Origin of the sequence: Vibrio sp. JC009 (genome assembly GCF_029016485.1) — a bacterium.
Lineage (GTDB): Bacteria > Pseudomonadota > Gammaproteobacteria > Enterobacterales > Vibrionaceae > Vibrio.
Genome location: NZ_CP092107.1, coordinates 1729997 through 1749261, shown reverse-complemented (window position 1 = coordinate 1749261; position 19265 = coordinate 1729997). Strand labels below are relative to the sequence as shown.

The window sequence follows — 19265 nt, the reverse complement described above, 5'->3', positions numbered from 1 at the left end:
TAGCTTACTAATGAATAAGAAGAAATAGTTTTAGTCTAGTTTAGCAATATAAGTCATAGATTCTTATTTATTACCGTTAGACAACATGACGAATCAAAGTCCGTCGATATATTCAATACTTTATTATCCCTTATTTGCAATAGTGTTTTGATTTGGAATCAGTAAACAAAAGCACAATCACTTCATAAAATAATTCCATCTATTGCGAGAACACTATGCAAAGACATAGCCTCGCATCCTTTCTAAATAAGGTGAAACTATGCTTACTAATAAAATCTGTATCGTAACTGGAGGCGCCCAAGGTATTGGTCGCTGTATCGTCGAAACATTTGCTAAACAAAATGCAGCTATGGTCTATGCATGTGACCTGAACACAGAAGTAGCTAAAGAGCTTGAAACACAGTACTCGAATGTCCGGGTGACACAGTTAAATGTCTGTGATCGAACTGCGATTCGCAGTCTAATTGAAGAGATACAAACACGGCATAACAAAGTGGATGTACTGGTAAATAATGCGGGCATCACCCGTGACAATCTACTTGACCGAATGAGCGAAGATGACTGGGATCTAGTGATCAATGTAAATTTAAAAGGGGTGTTTAATATGACACAAGCGGTTGCACCTCTGATGATCGAAAATGGTGTCGGCTCAATCATTACGATGTCCTCAGTGGTTGGTACCGATGGCAATGTTGGGCAAAGTAACTATGGCGCCACGAAAGGTGGTGTAATTTCAATGACAAAAGGATGGGCAAAAGAGTTTTCACGTAAAGGGGCGCAAGTGCGTGCTAATTGCGTAGCCCCTGGCTTTATCGAGACTCCGATGACCGTCGACTTACCTGAAAAAGTCCTCAACTACATGAAATCAAAAACACCATTAGGTCGTATGGGTAAGCCAGAAGACATTACTAATGGTGTTGTATTCTTAGCCAGTGACAATTCCAGCTTTATCACAGGACAGACACTTAAAATCGACGGCGGATTAGTCATTTAAGAGGGAGGCAGTAAGATGAGAAAAACCTATATCGTTGCAGCTAAGCGTACTGCGCTCGGCAGTTTTGGTGGCAGCCTCGCTTCTATACCCGCGGCTGAACTGGGAGGGTATGTGATTAATGCAGCTTTAGCGCAGGCCAACATTGATCCCGCTTTACTTGATGAAGTGATTGTCGGTAACGTACTGAGTGCAGGGCAAGGCATGGGACCAGGCCGCCAAGCAGCCAAACTTGCCGGGGTACCTGATTCCGTTCCCGCTTTTACGCTTAACATGATTTGTGGTAGTGGTATGAAAACGGTCATGGAAGCAGCAAGTAAAATCAAAGCGGGTGATGCTGATCTTATTGTTGCCGCTGGCATGGAAAACATGTCGAGTGCACCTTATGTTTTGGATGCAAAAAACCGATTTGGCTGCAAAATGGGCCACCAACAACTGGTGGATACCATGATTAATGACGGGTTAACCGATGCGTTTAACCAGTACCACATGGGGATGACTGCTGAAAACGTTGCGGAAAAATATCAAATTGATCGCCAAACTCAAGATACGTTTGCATTGCGCAGTCAGCAGCGCGCGGTTGCTGCGATCAATCAAGGTAAGTTCACCGATGAAATTGTTCCAATTGAAGTACTGCAACGCCGTCAGAAAGTGAGCTTTGCTCAAGATGAATATCCTAGGCATGATGCATCATTAGAGACTTTAGCCAAACTTAAGCCAGCCTTTAAAAAAGAAGGCAGCGTAACTGCCGGTAATGCCTCTGGCATCAATGATGGTGGTGTGGCATTTATTTTGGCATCAGCTGACGCAGTGGCAACTCATCAGCTTGAACCACTCGCTGAAATTGTCAGTTATGGTCAGGGTGGCCTTGACCCTGCATATATGGGATTAGGTCCTGTTCCGGCGATAAAACAAGCACTTGACCGCGCTCAGATGACACTAGCTGATATGCAGCTACTAGAATTAAATGAGGCATTTGCCGCGCAAGCGCTTGGTGTGATGCATGTATTGAGTGACAAGTACCAACTACCTATGACGTGGTTTGACGATAAAACCAATGTTAATGGCGGTGCAATTGCGCTAGGTCATCCGCTTGGCGCATCTGGAGGGCGCATTCTGACCACCTTGATCTATGAGATGTCAAAACGCCAACTTGAATATGGTTTAGCTTCACTATGTATTGGCGGGGGAATGGGTACAGCGATTGTGATTCGAAATCTATTACAGTAGTTGTGACTCTAGCATTTTAGCACAAGAAGTGGCTTATCTCTGATGGCCACTTTTTCCAAGACGCTAAGGTAGCACCTCTCTCCTAACGATAATGTCCATCCGAGCACGGACGGTACCATTGACACAATCAGTGCCATTCTGCTTTTTGCAATATCAAAACGGCTCATGGCTGCTACTAGCTATGTGGTGAACGAAATCTCCCATTTCCGTTCATTTATTAACATCTAGATCTGCTTCGTAAGCACGCATACTTATTCGTGCTCTAAACTCAAACAGTCAAGAAATTTATCTACAAGTAAGTTTTTTTCGTCAGCTAGAAAAATCGCTCCCACAACGCTTTTTGTCTTAAGATCATCAACTGGAATAAACACTACATCATTACTCTGGTAGCTCGATATTGACTCCCCAACTAACGTGCAGCCTAAACCAGCAGAGACTAAAGCTATTGCGGTGTTTATTTCTACGGCCTCATAAGCTATTTGAGGTTCAAGATCATTTTCCCGGAACAACGACAGTAACTGCCCACTAAATACGCTCAGTGGATCTTTGGGGTAAGCAATAAAATCCTCATGACACAATTCACTTAGGTTCAGTGATGCTCTACTCGCTAAGGGATGGTTTACCGGAACCGCCGCAACAAACGAATCCTGCATTATCTCTTTGTAGGTGAATCCTTCTGGCACCACAGGACTTCCAATAAATCTGGATATGCCTACATGAAACTTGCCACTTCTAATGCTATCTGGCTGATAGTCGGAAAGCTCTTCAACAAGATCGAGCTGAACTTCAGGGTATTCTTTCCTGAATGCTCTTATTGCCGATGGCATGAAGGAAAATAGCGCAGAACGGACGAAGCCAAGGCCTAGCCAACCATGTTGACCAGATACGATTTTTTTTGCTTCTCGCTCTAATTGATTTGTGTTGGCAAGAATATCTGTTGCGCGTGGATAGAAGAACTTGCCTAACTCAGTAAGCTCCATCGGACGCGTAGTACGATCGAATAGTTGTCCACCAAGTTCGCTTTCCAATTGAGAAATCTGCATGCTGATTGCCGTCGGTGCGACGTATAAATTTTTTGCCGCTTGTGCCGCGCTCCCTACTCTAACAATCTCACAAAAGTATCTTATCTGTTTTAGATTCATTATTTCTTATCTTAAGTTCAAAAAACGATGTTTGTGTTCATTTAAATATAACTTAATAATTACTCCAGTTATATAGATAGGAGAAAAATGATGAGTGGAAACGATATTTCGTTATGTCATGACACCCTACAGAGTAGCTTCAATGAGAAGATGGAGTGCTTAAAGCAATTAGGTACTGCGACTATCTACGAAGCTCAGGGGGCAACAGGCGCACTAGATAGCAATATCAAGCCATTGCATGGAGATATGCGCTTTGCTGGACCAGCATATACCGTTGATATGAGGCCAGCCGATAACTTGATGGTACACTACGCAATGCTACGGGCGCATCAAGGTGACATTCTTGTGCTTGATGCCAAAGGTTTCGTAGAAGCCGGGCCATGGGGCGATGTATTGACCTCTCAGGCGATGCATATGGGACTAAGTGGACTTTTAATCAATGGCGCAGTGCGAGATTCATCTGCAATTATTGATATGGGGTTCCCTGTCTTCTCAAAGGGCTTAAGCATTAAAAGCACTGGGAAGAGCCAAATAGGGAAGGTTGAAGTTCCAGTATATATTTCTGGTGTAGAAATAAACTCTGGAGACATTGTTGTTGGAGACCGCGACGGGGTGGTTGTAGTCAAAAGGCACCGATTAGACGAAGTCATTGAATTGAGTCTAAAGCGTGAAGAAAAAGAAACGGAATTTGTAAAACAAATAAAAAGTGGCGCAACCACAGCTAACCTACTGAATTTAGAAGATAAGCTATTTTCTATTCAGACAGGTAACTAGTTAATACAACACTTAAATCCAGATAACAAAAGAGTTTATTATGAACATCACTTTAGATTTAGTACAAACAATTGGCCTTGCAGCCGTCATCCTGTTTGTCGGGCAGAAGACAAAAGAACGAGTTAATTTCCTCCAAAAGTACTTTATTCCAACACCTGTGATTGGTGGTCTGCTTTACGCACTTCTAACGCTTATAGGTCACCAAACAAATACATTTTCGATTCAACTTGATCATGGCCTAACAAAATTTTTAATGGTTCTTTTCTTCACATGCACTGGTTTCTTGGCGAGTGTAAAGGTTATTAAAAGCAGTGGTAAGCAAGGTGCAATTCTAGCGGTGCTATCTGTTGTGCTCTTAATTTTGCAAGACACAGTGGGCGCTGGTCTGGCTCAAGCATTAGGTCTGCACCCTTTAATGGGAGTAGCAATAGGCTCAGTTTCAATGTCCGGTGGGCTGGGCTCTGCGGCTGCATTTGGTCCTTCTTTTGAAGAGCTGGGAGTGGACTCGGCTACTATTATCGGTATTGCGGCGGCAACATTTGGTCTTATCATGGGTAGCCTTGTTGGTGGTCCGGTAGCAAAAAAACTTGTCGAAAGACACGGCTTAACTGGTGGTACTAATGAGGCCGCAACGAGTGGTATTCAGGTAGACAGTAAGAAAACAAACGTTACCCCTATGACAAGTGTTATTGTTGTATTAGCTACGATGGCGTTCGGTGCGTATTTGGTTGCAGGTCTTAATAAAACTGGCATTACATTCCCATACTACGTTGGTGGCGTTTTCGCGGCAGCAATCGTACGTAATGTTGCTGATGCAAAAGGCTACGAAATTGCAATGCCTCACATTAACCTTATTGGTAACTCTGCACTTAACCTGTTCTTGGCTCTTTCTTTAATGGGCCTGAAGATATGGAAACTGTTCGACTTGGCTGTTCCAATGATGATCATCTTGCTTGGTCAACTTGTTCTCATGGCGAGCTTTGCGTACTTCGTTATCTTTAAAATGATGGGCAAAGACTACGAAGCAGCAGTAATGTCAGCAGGTCATTGCGGTGTTGGTCTAGGTCAAACACCAAATGCAATCGCAAACATGTCGGTAGTGATCGAAAAATACGGTCCGGCACCTAATGCATGGGTAATGCTGCCAGTGATAACAGTTATAGTGATCAACTTAGTTAACCCGCTACTTATTACTTTCTGCATGAACTTCCTTTCATAAAGCATCTACTTCAATATCCGCTTTCTTTCGAGAAGGCGGATTTTTCATACTTAAACCAGAAGTTACCCGTTAGTCTGCAATTAATACATCTATACCTCTTTGCGTCAAACCTTCAAGGGCATGTTGCGATAGATTATTATCGGTGATGATTACATCAAATCTCTCTAGATCGATAGCATGGAAAGGGGCGACTTTTCCATATTTGCTTGAATCAGAGATTAGGCAGCATGCTTTTGACACATCACATATAGCTTTCTTGACTACTACTTTGTCTTCAACAGGCGTTGATATACCACGTTGGTTCCACGACGACGTAGAGACAAAAGCCAAATCAATATTAAACTCATGGATAGCTTGTGCCGCTCTATTTCCAACACTAGATTTATTTGCACGATCGACTTTTCCGCCAGTATGGTAAATCGAGCATTGTGAATTTGAGATTAGATAATTAGCAATCACAAAATCATTTGTGATTACTGTAAGATCGTTAAGGTTCACTATGCGCTTCGCAATTTCCAGAATAGTTGTACCGGCATCAAGGTAGATAACCTTGCTGTCTTTTATTTGTTTGAGAGCGAGTAAGCTCAAGCTTTCCTTTTCACTGGGATTTTGAAGTGCTTTACTGTCATGTGATTCTTCATTTTGTAATGATTCTGACAATTGAACCCCACCGGTAACAGACAGGACCCTTCCTTCTGCCTCTAGCTTGCTGATATCTCGACGAATGGTCATGTGTGAAACTTGTAGGCGTTTTGTCAGTTCGCTGATACTGATTACTTCTTGCTCTCGTAGTAGAGCAAGAATAGAACGGTGCCTTTCAACAGGAATCATGGTGATTTCTCCGACAACTTAAAGTGGCTCAAGCTTAGCAAATTCATAGTCACATGTGAATTTGTGTTAAATGCGAGCTCATCATTGTCTACGTTATCATCACAATAGTTATCAAACGAATCAAGGTTAACATTATTTCACACCCAGCCGATCAATATGTGATCTAGATCCGGGATATTCCGCCTAGAGTATAATATTATAACATTTATTAACAACATTTCGCTCCAGAGTGTAGCAGAATGGAAGATAGAAGAAGAGCCTGAATCCGTAATTCAAGCTTTCGAAAACCAAAAAAAAGCAGGTAAACGTTACACCGTAGTCGATACTTTCAATGCTAGTCATTTAGATACATTAGGTAAAGCAGCCGAATCCCCTGAAGTTGGTAACAGGTGGCTCTGGTATGGCGGTTGGTATTGCTAAGAGATAGACAATTAACATATTCCGAATTTGAGGATTCACATATGAAACAACTGGGGTTTAAGCAGGCTCTGTTAGTCACTGTAACTGTGATCATAGCGCTAAGTGTCGGCTCTTCTAACTATTTTTCGTATCAGAGTGAGAAAGAAGCCCTGACAAACAACATTTATCAGGGCACACAAGATCACATTCGCATTGAAGGAAGTCAGGTAGAAATTTACCTAAAAGCAAAAGCACAAGCCGTGGCAAAAGTGGCAGACGATTACCGTCAATACAATTATCAGGACGGGCATGCAGAACGGATGCGGGTCGGTTCATTAGGTGCTGATGTGGTCAATCTAATGATAGGTTTTGAAAACGGTGATGCTTACGCTTCGTTTGATTATCCCGGCTAGGATAACCATAAAAACCCACCAAGTTACGATCCACGGAAGCGATCTTGGTATCAGGAAGGTAAACGTTCAAACAACCTAATCTATACTGCACCGTACAACGACGCGACGACCGGAGAGTTAATGGTGAGTATTGGTAGAGGTTTCGGTGATGGCGTAGTGCTGGCAGATATCCCTCTGGACGTATTAAGTGATACGGTTGCTGACATCAATATGCCCGGTGCAATTGCTATGATGATGACGGATGACATGACTGTTTTGGCAAGTACTTCCAAAGTCGTTGAAGTAGGAACTAAGCTTAGCGACTATGCGTCTCTTACAGAGGTGGCAAAGAGCACTCGTGGCACAGTCAGTACCATCGTTGACTATGAGCTTAACGGCGTTGACAAGGTCATGTTTACTCAAGCCGTACGTTATGGAGACAAAAAATGGTATTTGCTTGTTGGCCTAGATAAAAGTGTTGTATTTGCAGCACTAACTGAAGCACAACGGCAGGCCTTCATTTTAACGGCTATTTATCTGTTAGTCAGTGTGTTAGTTACACTGTTTATCCTCAATATTCTATACAGACCAATTCTTGCTCTGAAAGAGACAATTACTAGCCTTTCTGATGGCGACGGTGACCTTACCCAAAGACTGGAAGTCAAAAATAACGATGACTTGGGACAAATTGCGGCTGGTGTGAACCAATTTATAGAGCATATACAAAGTCTGATGTTAAATATTGAAGCTGCATCTACTGAACTTAAGGATAATGTGCAGCAGTTAGAGCACAAGTCTGATGAAAATAAACATATGCTGACTCAGCATGTGCAGGAAACCGAACAAATAGTTACCGCTATTGAGGAAATGAGCTCAACAGCAGATACAGTAGCTCAAAATGCAGGTGAGACAGCACAATCAACAAAAGAAGCTTCCGATATTGGTGGACAATCTCTTGCCGCTGTTGGTGACGCGCAGTCGAAAGTGAATGAGTTAGTTTCTGAAGTAAAAAATACATCATCGAACTTAGAAAGCATGAGTCAAGAGACGAAGGGAATAAGTGAAATTCTGACGGTGATAGGTGAAATAGCCGAACAAACCAACTTGCTTGCACTTAATGCAGCTATTGAAGCGGCAAGGGCTGGTGATCAGGGGCGAGGGTTCGCGGTGGTAGCAGATGAGGTAAGAGCACTGGCAAGCCGGACACAGGTCAGTACAGAAGAAATTGAGCAGGCACTAACTCGTTTGCTATCAGTAAACAAGGACGTGGTTCAGTCCATGGAGAGAACCAAAAGCACTTGTGATGAAACCTTCAAGAATACCGAGAAGGTAGGAAATAGCCTGAATGAGTTAACCGTTCATGTTTCTGGTATTAACGACCTCAGTATTCAGATAGCCACAGCAGCAGAAGAGCAAAGCAGTGTGACTCAGGAAATCAGCCGGAATATGAGTGCGTTGAGCGATATAGTTAGCGAACTTAATTGCAACGGTGAGCAAACCCTGGCTCAGACCAACAATATTTCTGAAATTAACGAGCAGTTAGTGTCAATGGTAGGTATGTTTAAACTGAGGTGATCAGCTTTCTCAAGATATATGCGGACCCATTATTTAAATAAGATCGCATTTTCTTAGTTACGCTTCCCCTAATATAGGCTTTACAAGATCAAAAGAGAGTTTTGCAAATAACTAATATGACTATAGGTTACGAGTAAAATAATATGAGAAAACTAGGTTTCAAAACCCAACTATTGTTGACGTTGTCTGTAGTCACTCTTTTGTGTGTCGGTTCGGCTAGTTATTTATCCTACAAGCACGAGAAGGACGTGCTTTTTGACACTATTTATGAAGCGACTAAAGAACATATTCACTTAGAGGGAAATAAGGTAGAGCAATTTCTAGCCGATAAAGCAATGGCGGTATCAAGAATTGCTGATGACTACAAACTAAACCAGTACCAAGATAATCATGCCGAGCGGATGAGGCTTGGGGCATTAGCCGCTAATGTTTCAAACTTAATGATTGGTTTTCAAAATGGAGATGCTTACGCATCTTATGACTACCCGGGGTGGGTTGGACACAAAAATCCCTCAAGCTATGACCCTCGCGATAAGCCTTGGTATAGAAAGGGGATGCAGACTCCTGATAATGTTTTTTTTACGTCACTTTACCATGATGCAACCACTCATGAGTTAATGATAAGTATTGGTAAAAATATTGGGAATGGGGTTGTTATAGCGGATATTCCGTTAACGGTTCTAAATAAAATCGTTTCTAAAGTAAATATTGAAGGATTCTCAGCGGTAATTGTGGAGCAAGATAACGTTGTATTGGCAAGCTCTTCAAGTATTGTGGAGGTTGGAAAGAACATTTCGAGCTATGATGCTTTGTTAACAGTAGCAGGTTATGAGTCGATTATCGACGCTCTAAAAGACTCCAAAACTAAAGGGGCAACCGTATTTGAATACAATCTGCAAGGTATTGACAAGATAATGTTCTCCGAAAAAATAAAGTATGATGGAGGACATTGGCACTTATTAATTGGACTGGACAAAGAAATAGTATTTAGCCGACTATCAGCCTCTAAGAAAGACGCTATTATTTTTATGATTACCAGCCTTTTCTTTAGTGTCATTATTATTGTATCTGTGTTTAATATTTTATATCGACCTATTCTAGAACTGAAAAACACCATTATTGGATTAGCTGAAGGAACGGGACATGTCACACAAAGGGTAAATGTAACGTCATCAGACGATCTGGGCCAGATTGCTCGGGGTGTCAATATGTTCATTGATAAAATTCAAGACTTACTTCAGCAGAAACAAAGTGGAGAAGGAACAGTAAAAAGCACCTCAGAAGATGCTAACGGCTCCTTAATGCTGTGGAAAGACGCCTTTGCAAAGTACCATAATACAGTAGAAGAAGAAGACAAACTAAAAGAAGAATTAAAACTTGACAGCTTAACCAAGCTACCAACCCGCTCATATTTCGAAGTTCTTCTCGCTAACTCCATAAAATCAGTTTACCAAGATAAAAAAGATTTACTCTTATTTACTGTTCATATAGGAAATTATGAAATAACAACCGAAAACAGTGTTTATGAGATCGTACAAAGCGCTATTTTAGAGCTGTCAGAGTTGATAGGAAGCTTATTATCAGAGCACTTTATATTATCCAGAACGAGTCCTTCGGAGTTTTCGGTTATTTATCTCGATGCTGATATCAGTTATATAGAAAGCATTGTACAGCCAATTTCTGCAAACCTGCGAAATGTGAAAATGGGAGAACTACTGTTTCATTGTAAGGTCGGTGCAACCTACCTAAAGCATACTGAACGAAAACCATCGGTAAGTGGCATGCTCCACCAAGTAAGCAGTGCACTTTATTCTGTAGACCGAGGCTCTGATGAAAACTATGCCATTTATCAAAAGAAACAAGATGAAGCGAAGTTACAGCGGAAGGAACTCATCTCTGAATTTAGGCTTGCATTAAAACGGGAAGAGCTAGAGTTGTATCTGCAACCTCAAGTTGAGTTGTCTTCAGGTAATATTTGCGGTGCAGAAGCCTTATTAAGATGGAATCACCCCCAAAAGGGATTCTTAACGCCAGATAAGTTTATACATGTTCTGGATGATGAACTTTTAGGTATTCAACTCGGAGAGTGGGTAATCTCTTCAGCACTAAAGATGTTAGCGACTCGTACTGATAACTTATCTATCAGTGTCAACATTACGCCTCTTCACCTCCAGAAGGATGATTTCTATGTGCGGTTGGAAGAGATACTGTCTTCATTTTCTTCGACTGTTTCAGGGCGACTCAAGATAGAACTTACCGAAACTTCAAGTATATCCGACCACGCTCGTGTGGAAACATCCATGCGAAAATGTCATCAATTAGATGTAAGGTTTTCACTGGATGACTTTGGGACTGGCTACTCAACGTTAAACCAGTTGAGGTCACTACCCGCGTCAGAGCTTAAAATTGACAGAAGCTTCATCCAAAATTTTGATAAAAATAAAGATGATGAAAAAATGGTAAACACTATGATAATGCTTGCCAGAAGCTTCGATATCAACATCGTCGCGGAGGGTGTGGAGAGTATTGAACAAGAGAGCTTATTAAAGGCATTAGGCTGTTCAGTTGCGCAAGGGTACTATTATTCGAAACCCATTCCTTATAGTGAGTTTAATAAATGGTTGGAGTGTCGGGATTAAAAATATCAGTACTAGTATTGGTTAAGTTATTGGGGAACTTAATGAACGATAAAGAACTTAAAAACATGTATGAAAAATCATTACATGAGAAGACACTAAAGCTTGGACATTATCTAGCAATTATTGTGGTTTTGGTTCTTCCTTTATTTTATCTCAAAGATACTTATATGACTAAATATAGTCAAAACACTCTGATATGGAGGTCAATTCCAATATTATTTGGAATTACCTTTCTAATATTGAGCAAATCAAAAAATAAAGAAAATAAGCGAGTTATAAAATATAGCTATCTAGCTTTTGTTTATAGTATCCTTATAATGATGCTTGGCTTGTTTTACATGAACTATGGTGAGTTGGAAGGTAGGTTTAACAGTTTTCTTATAGCAGGCTTAATCACTACAATGTTGGTTACTCATGTCTTCTCAGCTCCTATTCGCAGGTACATCTCGCTATTCACCGTCTCTACAATTATTTTCCTCCCTTTCCTTTTTATAATGAAAGGTGGTAATTTGTTCATAATTTCAAATTTATTAAACCCTCTACTGATAATAACAATCGTATGGATTATTTCGATTAACGCAGAAAAAAACAGTTATAATGAATTCGAAGCAAAGGTACTATTGGAACATAATGAAAGAGCTCTTATAAATGAGGTGAAATATAGAAAAAATATCACCTCAGAACTGGCTATCACCAACCAGCAACTGGAGCTAAGCAACCTGCAGCTTGAAAAAGCCAGGCAGAAAGCGGAAGAGGCGGTCAGAACCAAGAGCGCGTTCCTTGCCAATATGAGCCATGAGATCCGAACGCCTATGAATGCCATCATAGGCTTGTCCGGTCTGACGCTGAAAACGGGATTAGATACCGTACAACATGATTACCTGCAAAAAATCGAAGGTGCGGCGAATTCTCTGCTGGGTATTATTGATGACGTTCTGGACTTCTCCAAGATAGAAGCCGATAAGCTGAAACTGGAACAGGTAGCGTTTTCGCTAGATGATGTGATGAAGAAGCTGTACGACCTGTTTTCTCTTAAAACGGAAAGCAAGGGGCTGATTTTTGAGATTGAGGTAGAGCCTGGGATTGGCCGATCTTTTGTCGGGGATCCGCTACGATTGGGTCAGATCCTGACTAACCTGGTTGCTAATGCGGTTAAGTTTACCGAAACAGGGCGGATTCTGGTCAGAGTTGTAGAGGATAAGACAATGGCGCTACCCGGTAAAGATCGGGTTGAGCTACGGTTTGAGGTTATTGACAGCGGAATAGGCATTCCCACCGATCGTAAGGAGAAGCTATTTCAGGCATTTGACCAGGTGGACAGTTCAACCACCCGTAAATATGGTGGTACGGGCCTCGGGCTCAGTATCAGCAAAAAATTGGTTCAGATGATGGGTGGCACCATATGGGTCACCAGCGAACCGGGCAAAGGCAGCTGCTTTTGTTTTACTGCCGGTTTTACCAGACTTGCAGAGAAACAACCGGCAGAAGGCGATCAGACTGATGCCAAGCACAGCCTTGAATCCATAGAATCCGCGCTAAGGGGAACTAAAGTGCTGCTGGTCGAAGACAATGAAGTGAACCAGATGGTCGCAAAGGCTCTGCTTAAAAGCCAGGGCGTTGAGGTAACCCTTGCCGCCAATGGTAAAATTGCTCTGGACCTGCTTCAGGAGGATAGCCAGTTTGATGCGGTTCTGATGGATATACAGATGCCTGAAATGGATGGCTACACAACCACAAAGCAGATCAGAATGAACGACCGGCATAAAAACCTGCCGATTATTGCGATGACAGCTCATGCAATGGAACAGGAGAAACAGAAATGCCTGGAGGTGGGAATGAATGATCATATCGGTAAACCAATATTACCTGATACCCTGTTTGCTACGTTGGTCAACTGGATTTCGCTGAACAAAGCGCTGGATAAGCGATAAAAAGACGTTCAGGAATTCAGCCACGAATACCAAAGCAACACCCGCTAGCATCATCGGCAATGTTGCTGATTTGCCCTTTAACTATTTAAGAAAAACTCTCTTATGAATTTTCACAACAGCCTTACGTATGCTTTCAGGTTTGTTGTCATATGCGCACAAAGGACGATGAGCCTCGCCGGGATAAAATACGATAAAGTCTCCTTCACTCAGAGTAACAAAGCTCTCCTTCTCTATACAAGGAAGAAAGCATAAGTCTTTCTCAAACTCTACATTCAGGTACTCCTTGGCTGTGTGGCTGGACACACCAAAAACTTCATTTCCTTTAAGGACAAGCTGAATATCAATGTAGTCATGGTGAATTTCTGATCTACGTTCCGCTACCGGTTGCGTGACTTCAGAGGCAAGTATAACAAACACATCTTCACCATCTACAGGGTATTTCCCATCTTCCTCACCGGACTGGCTCAGTTTCTGTGCGAGCTCAACGTATTTCTGGATTCGCTTATCGACAAAGCTGAATCTGTTTAGATGAGATATGTTTCCGATTAGCATGTAGCCTCCTGCAGGTAATATGATTTCGTTTTGTATATGCGAGGGTTTGTGGTCGAAATAACAAGTGATTCTAACTCAGTAATACCATTGGAGACAGAGATCCCCTTCAGCACATTGCCGTCTGTAATTCCTGTGGCAGAAAACACAACATCATCCCCATGCACCAATTTATCAAGCTGCAGCTTTTCGTTGCAGGAAATGCCCATTTCACTACATCGATTCATTTCAGAGATGCTTATCTCACAAGGTGTGACTGAATTTCCCTTTACTTTGTACCTTGGCAAAAGCTTCGCTTGCATATTTCCATTCAATGCCTTGGCTATCGCTGCGGATATCACTCCTTCAGGTGCTCCTCCGATGCCATACATAATGTCTATTTCGTTGTCTGGCATACATACCTGAGCAGATACGATGACATCTCCATCAGGAAAAGCAACGACTTTAACTCCCAACTTCTGCAATTGAGAAATAAGCGCTTCATGGCGCGGTTTCAACAAGATAGCAACTGAGACATCTTTAACCGGTTTATTCAGTTTATTGGCGACCGCACAGATGTTGTCGTATAACGGCTTATCAATATCGATGACATCTCTCGCATCCCGATTAACAACAAGCTTTTCCATGTACATATCAGGGGCTTTAAGAAGCACGCCTTTCTTTGCCACTGCAATCACTGACAGCGCATTAGCCTGACCAAGAGCGGTCATTCTTGTTCCCTCGATAGGATCGACGGCTATGTCGACCTTATCGCCACCCAGCCCAACCTTTTCACCGATATACAACATTGGTGCATTGTCGATTTCCCCTTCACCAATCACCACTTCTCCCGAGATATCCAGGTTGTTCAGCGCTTGGCGCATCGCTGATACGGCAGCCTGATCTGCCATATTCTTATCTCCACGGCCAATCCATGAATAACTGGCTATCGCCGCAGCTTCTGTCACTTTTTCAAGATTAATGTTCAAACCTGTAGACATGCTTCCCCCTTGACTGTACTCGGCTATACCAGCAGCCATAAGAAAATTATAGAAATGGGACAGATAGTTCTATCTAAAGCACCAGATATGGCAGAGTCCTTTCAGCCATATCTGATTAAACCCTAAAGTGAAAAAGGAACAGCTGATTTTTCACATAGCGCTCTTAGTTCCTGCTCAAGAACATCATTGTCTTCGCTGGTAAGATCCAGCTGAGGAAGGCGCATATGTCCGCCGGTCAATCCTCGCATCGTAAGGGCTGATTTGAAAATAGCCATGTTGGCTCCCGATTTAAGAGCATCACTAAACTCTGTGGAGATTTTCTGCCAGTAGGCGGCTTTCGCTGTATCGCCTTCTTTGAAGGCCTTATAGGTATTAACAAACGGTTCAGGGAAGACGCAGGCACAACCAGAAACTGTACCGTCACAGCCGGATTGAAGCAGACCATTGAACAACTTGTCATAGCCATGAAGTACAGAGAAGTCCTCGGCAACAGACATATAGCTTAGGGTGGTATTCAGATCTGCGAAGCTGTACTTAATACCAATAACATTCGGGCACTGCTGCTGAACCTTTTTAACTACATCTACAGATAAATTGTTGGCTGCGCACTGGGGTATGTTGTACAGGTAAACCGGGAAATCCTTCGGCACACTGTTAGCAACAGTCACAAAGTAATTTTCCATCTCTCGTTCATTGCAGCCAAAGAACTGGGGAGTGACAACACCAATACCGTCTGCACCAATTTCCTTTGCATGAACTGCCAATTCAACAGTTTCACTTAAGGTCATAGCACCAACATGAATAAATACTGACAGGCGAGAATCTGCTGTTTTTACGACAGTTTCAGCAACCAGTTTTCTTTCCAGAGCAGACAGGCGCAACATTTCGCCTGTCGTGCCACAAGGGTAAAGACAACTTACCTCTTTCTGTACCAACATTTCCGTAAGCTCTGTAAGAGCCGGCACATCCACCTGATCGTTGTTATCAAAAGGGGTCACCATTGCGACCGTAACACCAAATAGCTTTTTCATTTTTATTCCTTACTTAAAGCGCATCTACTACAACTTTTATCGCCAACATTCCTGGATCATCTAAGCCAATAGACTTCTCCGGAAACATTCTTGCCCTGCCTAACAGATTTGGCCGGTCACGAAACTCATCCAATGTCATGGACACAGACTGTTGAGCAATCGCCTTCAAGTCAGCCTGTTCGTCAACGCCCTCGAATGCCATCGACAGGTTGTGAAGAATGTCCAATACCGACTTCTGGCCAAGCTCACCTTTACCCCGTAGCATCATTGCCTGATAGGCTTCTGTAAGCAGTGGATGAATATCTGACGGAGATACCGCTTCAAGCTTTTTCTCTTTGCAGTACTTCGCGGCTGCCATAAATCCTGTTGCCTGAAGCGTACCGTAAGATGAGGCACAGGCACTTTGTAATGACTTGGAGGCCTGAAAGAAGTTTTTGGCAATGCTGTCATCCCAATTCACTGCGTCTTCAGAGATCTGTTTCCATCCTTTTTGCATCGTAAGGCCAAGATCACCATCTCCGAGCTTTCCGTCTGCATCACATAAAAATTGCTGAGCGTCATCACACGCATTACTGATTTTCTCAGCAGCAACTCTTAACTCTTTCGTTGAAAATCTGCTCATAATTTACACCTTAAGAAATGCACACTCGGCCGGTGCAGCGAGAAGCTCTTTTAGCTCTGTATCCAACTGGCAGACAGTCAGGCTGGCTCCTGCCATTTCCATGGAAGTGGCATAACGCCCAACCAATGGACGGTAAATGGATACTCCCATTTCTTTGAATAGCTGATCTACTTTAGAGTAGATGATGTAAAGCTCTTCAAGAGGCGTAGCGCCAAGTGAGTTCACTAATATAGAAACTGTATCGCCTTTCTTTAACTCATATTCAGCAATTAGAGCGTTGAACATCTCTTCTGCGATTTGATCCGCAGGCTTTAATTTGTCACGCCAGATACCAGGCTCACCGTGAATTCCCATCCCCATTTCCATCTCATCTTCGGCAAGATGGAAAGTCGGCTCACCAACGGCAGGAAGAATACATGGGCTCAACGCGCAGCCAATACTTCTCGTCGCATCCATTGCTTTGTTGGCAACTCGTGTTACCTCTTCCAAAGAAGCGCCGGTCTCAGCCATTGCCCCGGCAAGCTTAAATCCGTAGATCATTCCTGCCACACCACGCCTTTTGGCTGCTTCCTCCGGCTTAGCTGACGCTACATCATCAGCAGCAAGCACGGTTGTACAAGCAATATCGTCCTCAAAGTCGACGGTTTCGATAGCCATATCGAAGTTCATGACATCGCCGCCGTAGTTTCCATAAAGAAGTAAAACGCCCATACCGCTGTCAGCTTCACGAATGGTATCCGCCATCAAATCTGCAGAAGGTGAAGCAAATACATCACCAACAGCAGCCGCATCCAGCAGACCTTCACCAACGTACCCGGTAAAGACAGGCAGGTGCCCTGAGCCTCCACCAGTGACAATACCAACTTTCTTTTTGGCTCCAATGTTAGCTCTTGTAATTAATCTGGCTTTAGGCTGTGAATATAATTCCGGATGCGCGGCGCACAAGCCAGCGAGAGTCTGATCCACATAGGTATCAGCACTATTCATTATCTTTTTCATAAAAGTACCTTGATTAAATGTAACTTTCTTTATTTTTACTTTGAGAACTAATGCTACCTTTAACCTGCATTATCACTATAAATAAAAATATAAGTGCTAATACAAGTGATATAGGCCTTTCCACAAATGCAATTAAGTTTCCTTCAGACTTCAATAGGGATGATAATAAATTCTTCTCCAGCATTGGCCCTAATATCATACCAAGAATTATTGGTGATATTGGGTAATTTCTTCTCTGTAAGAAGAAGCCAACCACACCCATGATTAACATAACAACCACGGATGAAAGAGAATTATTTATCGCATAGGAACCAACAATACTAAATAAAATAACCACCGGATAAACCACTGCATTATCAATGGAAACAACTTTCTTGAGCACGTTAACCACAAGAAACGCCAATGGAATAAGTATCAGGTTTGCGATAAGGAATATAATAAATACTGCGTATAACTTATCTGGGTTAAATAAAAACAGTGTCGGTCCTGGCTGCATATCCTTCATATAAAGGACACCAATGATGATTGCTGCGGCTGAGTCTCCGGGAATACCAAACACCAATGAAGGGATCCAACTACCAGCAAGGCTGGCGTTGTTGCTTGCAGAGGCGTCTACTATCGCCTCTTCAGAGCCGTTACCATACTTTTCTGGCGTTTTAGACAGTTTTTTGGACACAGCATAAGACATCCAGGCCGCAATATCAGCCCCGGCACCAGGCAGCGCACCTATCAGAGTGCCTATCATGCCGCTACGAACGACGCCCCCTTTCTTGCGGTATAAAACCCCTCCCAGCCCTTTAAAGATGTTCATCCCCGGCTCAACGTCAGTCGCTACCGGTTCCAGTTTGTTATTGTTGCGATCAACGTAATACTCAATAGCACCAGAGATGGCGAACAGGCCAATCATTGCCGGAATGAAACTCACTCCCTGCAACAGAGAAACCTGACCGAAAGTAAATCTCGCCTGACCGGTAAACTCATCATAACCAATCGTAGAAAGAGCAATACCAAAGAACAGCGCCAGTATGCTCTTACTGGTATTTGTACCTGAAACGATCGTCGCGCAACTTAAACCAATAAGGGATAACCACATATATTCAAATGAGCTAAATTTCAGGGCAAATTTGGCTAACAATGGCGCGGTAAACGCCAATATAACCGTACCAATAACCCCGCCAATTACAGAACTGGTTAATTCAATACCTAGCACCTTGTTTGCCTGCCCCTGTTTAACAAGGGTATTCGCATCACTGACATAGGCCGCCGAAGCTGGCGTTCCAGGGATGTTAAGTAAAGCACCGGGTATGTCACCGGCAAAGATTGAAGAGGCACTCACCGAAATCATCACTGCTAAAGCGGGTATCGGATCCAGAAAAAAGGTGAAGGGCACCATCAGCGCTATCGCCATAGTGGCAGTCAGGCCGGGTATTGCCCCCACAAAGAGCCCAAAGAGACCCGCTACAATGACTACTAAAATCGTGCTTATATCTATATAAGCCAGTGCACTTAGAAAAGTTTCCATAAAATATCCTGATGCCTAGCTAAATAACTGAGGAAGTGGCACTAAAAGTACGTTTGCAAATAGGTAATATATGCAAACAACAACCGCCAATGAGATAACAACCGACTTTTTAATTCCACATTTTGCATAAGTAGCCATCAATGGCCCAACAACAATAAAGCTTGTAAAAATGAAGCCAAGATATTCTGAAGCAAGCACATAAAAGAGAATTAAAACTGAGATAATAGATACGTATTTAAAGTCAGCCGAGAAATTTTCTTCTTTATCTTCACCACAATAAAAGTCCGTGATGGCAAACAAGACAATACCAATCCCAGATAACGTTGGCATAAAAGCCGCTCCAAAAGTGCCTATATCACCCAACGAATAAGAACTGTAGCCAATCAAAAAGAGGCCAAAAAAGAGAAATATTATTGATATAGATTTTCTTTTTAGCATA

The 19265-nt window shown here is 42.6% G+C and carries 17 protein-coding genes and 1 pseudogene; 9 read left to right on the top strand and 9 right to left on the bottom strand.

The genetic code is table 11. The features are described 5' to 3' along the window. Nucleotides 1-259: 259 nt before the first annotated feature. Both L3Q72_RS22735 and L3Q72_RS22730 read left to right on the top strand, forming a co-directional pair. Nucleotides 260-994, top strand: coding sequence for a beta-ketoacyl-ACP reductase (locus tag L3Q72_RS22735; protein WP_275132836.1), 735 nt, complete (start codon nt 260-262; stop codon nt 992-994). A gap of 15 nt (nt 995-1009) precedes the next feature. Further along, a complete protein-coding gene (locus tag L3Q72_RS22730; protein ID WP_275132835.1) occupies nt 1010-2221 on the top strand; it encodes an acetyl-CoA C-acetyltransferase in 1212 nt (403 codons plus the stop codon). A gap of 251 nt (nt 2222-2472) precedes the next feature. Here the strand turns inward: L3Q72_RS22730 and L3Q72_RS22725 are convergent, their stop codons facing one another. After that, a complete protein-coding gene (locus tag L3Q72_RS22725) occupies nt 2473-3363 on the bottom strand; it encodes a LysR family transcriptional regulator (RefSeq protein WP_275132834.1) in 891 nt (296 codons plus the stop codon). A gap of 90 nt (nt 3364-3453) precedes the next feature. Here L3Q72_RS22725 and L3Q72_RS22720 point away from each other — a divergent pair, with 90 nt between their 5' ends. Both L3Q72_RS22720 and gltS read left to right on the top strand, forming a co-directional pair. Further along, nucleotides 3454-4137: an RraA family protein gene (locus L3Q72_RS22720; protein ID WP_275132833.1), complete on the top strand. Its 684-nt coding sequence runs from the start codon at nt 3454-3456 to the stop codon at nt 4135-4137. Nucleotides 4138-4177: 40 nt separating this feature from the next. Beyond that, nucleotides 4178-5356: a sodium/glutamate symporter gene (gene gltS / locus L3Q72_RS22715; protein WP_275132832.1), complete on the top strand. Its 1179-nt coding sequence runs from the start codon at nt 4178-4180 to the stop codon at nt 5354-5356. A gap of 69 nt (nt 5357-5425) precedes the next feature. Here gltS and L3Q72_RS22710 read toward each other — a convergent pair whose 3' ends face one another. Further along, nucleotides 5426-6187, bottom strand: a complete 762-nt coding sequence (locus L3Q72_RS22710; RefSeq protein ID WP_275132831.1) for a DeoR/GlpR family DNA-binding transcription regulator — start codon at nt 6185-6187, stop codon at nt 5426-5428. 246 nt (nt 6188-6433) lie between these two features. On the opposite strand from L3Q72_RS22710, the pseudogene L3Q72_RS23435 reads away from it, so the two are divergent. From L3Q72_RS23435 to L3Q72_RS22690, 5 genes and pseudogenes are all read left to right on the top strand, one after another. After that, a pseudogene (locus L3Q72_RS23435) lies at nt 6434-6611 on the top strand (four-carbon acid sugar kinase family protein); the annotation flags it as partial. Between the two features lie 37 nt (nt 6612-6648). Then, nucleotides 6649-6999: a hypothetical protein gene (locus L3Q72_RS22705; RefSeq protein ID WP_275132830.1), complete on the top strand. Its 351-nt coding sequence runs from the start codon at nt 6649-6651 to the stop codon at nt 6997-6999. A gap of 120 nt (nt 7000-7119) precedes the next feature. Then, nucleotides 7120-8553, top strand: coding sequence for a methyl-accepting chemotaxis protein (locus L3Q72_RS22700; RefSeq protein ID WP_275132829.1), 1434 nt, complete (start codon nt 7120-7122; stop codon nt 8551-8553). Nucleotides 8554-8696: 143 nt separating this feature from the next. Further along, nucleotides 8697-11192, top strand: coding sequence for an EAL domain-containing protein (locus L3Q72_RS22695; RefSeq protein ID WP_275132828.1), 2496 nt, complete (start codon nt 8697-8699; stop codon nt 11190-11192). Nucleotides 11193-11845: 653 nt separating this feature from the next. Then, a complete protein-coding gene (locus tag L3Q72_RS22690) occupies nt 11846-13123 on the top strand; it encodes an ATP-binding protein (RefSeq protein ID WP_275132827.1) in 1278 nt (425 codons plus the stop codon). 81 nt (nt 13124-13204) lie between these two features. On the opposite strand, the gene L3Q72_RS22685 is transcribed toward L3Q72_RS22690, so the two are convergent. The 7 genes from L3Q72_RS22685 to L3Q72_RS22655 all read right to left on the bottom strand — a co-directional run bounded on the left by L3Q72_RS22685 (nt 13205) and on the right by L3Q72_RS22655 (nt 19264). Further along, complete coding sequence (locus L3Q72_RS22685; RefSeq protein WP_275132826.1) at nt 13205-13675, bottom strand: YhcH/YjgK/YiaL family protein; 471 nt, start codon at nt 13673-13675, stop codon at nt 13205-13207. After that, on the bottom strand, nt 13669-14652 hold the full coding sequence (gene glpX / locus L3Q72_RS22680) for a class II fructose-bisphosphatase (protein ID WP_275132825.1): 984 nt from the start codon (nt 14650-14652) through the stop codon (nt 13669-13671). The genes L3Q72_RS22685 and glpX overlap by 7 nt, the downstream gene beginning before the upstream one ends. Before the next feature lie 122 nt (nt 14653-14774). Then, nucleotides 14775-15683, bottom strand: coding sequence for a dihydrodipicolinate synthase family protein (locus tag L3Q72_RS22675; RefSeq protein WP_275132824.1), 909 nt, complete (start codon nt 15681-15683; stop codon nt 14775-14777). Nucleotides 15684-15696: 13 nt separating this feature from the next. After that, a complete protein-coding gene (locus L3Q72_RS22670; RefSeq protein WP_275132823.1) occupies nt 15697-16305 on the bottom strand; it encodes a DAK2 domain-containing protein in 609 nt (202 codons plus the stop codon). A gap of 3 nt (nt 16306-16308) precedes the next feature. Further along, nucleotides 16309-17304, bottom strand: coding sequence for a dihydroxyacetone kinase subunit DhaK (locus L3Q72_RS22665; RefSeq protein ID WP_275132822.1), 996 nt, complete (start codon nt 17302-17304; stop codon nt 16309-16311). Nucleotides 17305-17317: 13 nt separating this feature from the next. Beyond that, nucleotides 17318-18826 (bottom strand): tripartite tricarboxylate transporter permease, encoded by a 1509-nt coding sequence (locus tag L3Q72_RS22660; RefSeq protein WP_275132821.1) that lies wholly within the window; start codon nt 18824-18826, stop codon nt 17318-17320. 15 nt (nt 18827-18841) lie between these two features. Beyond that, nucleotides 18842-19264 (bottom strand): tripartite tricarboxylate transporter TctB family protein, encoded by a 423-nt coding sequence (locus tag L3Q72_RS22655; protein WP_275132820.1) that lies wholly within the window; start codon nt 19262-19264, stop codon nt 18842-18844. Nucleotide 19265 lies beyond the last annotated feature (1 nt).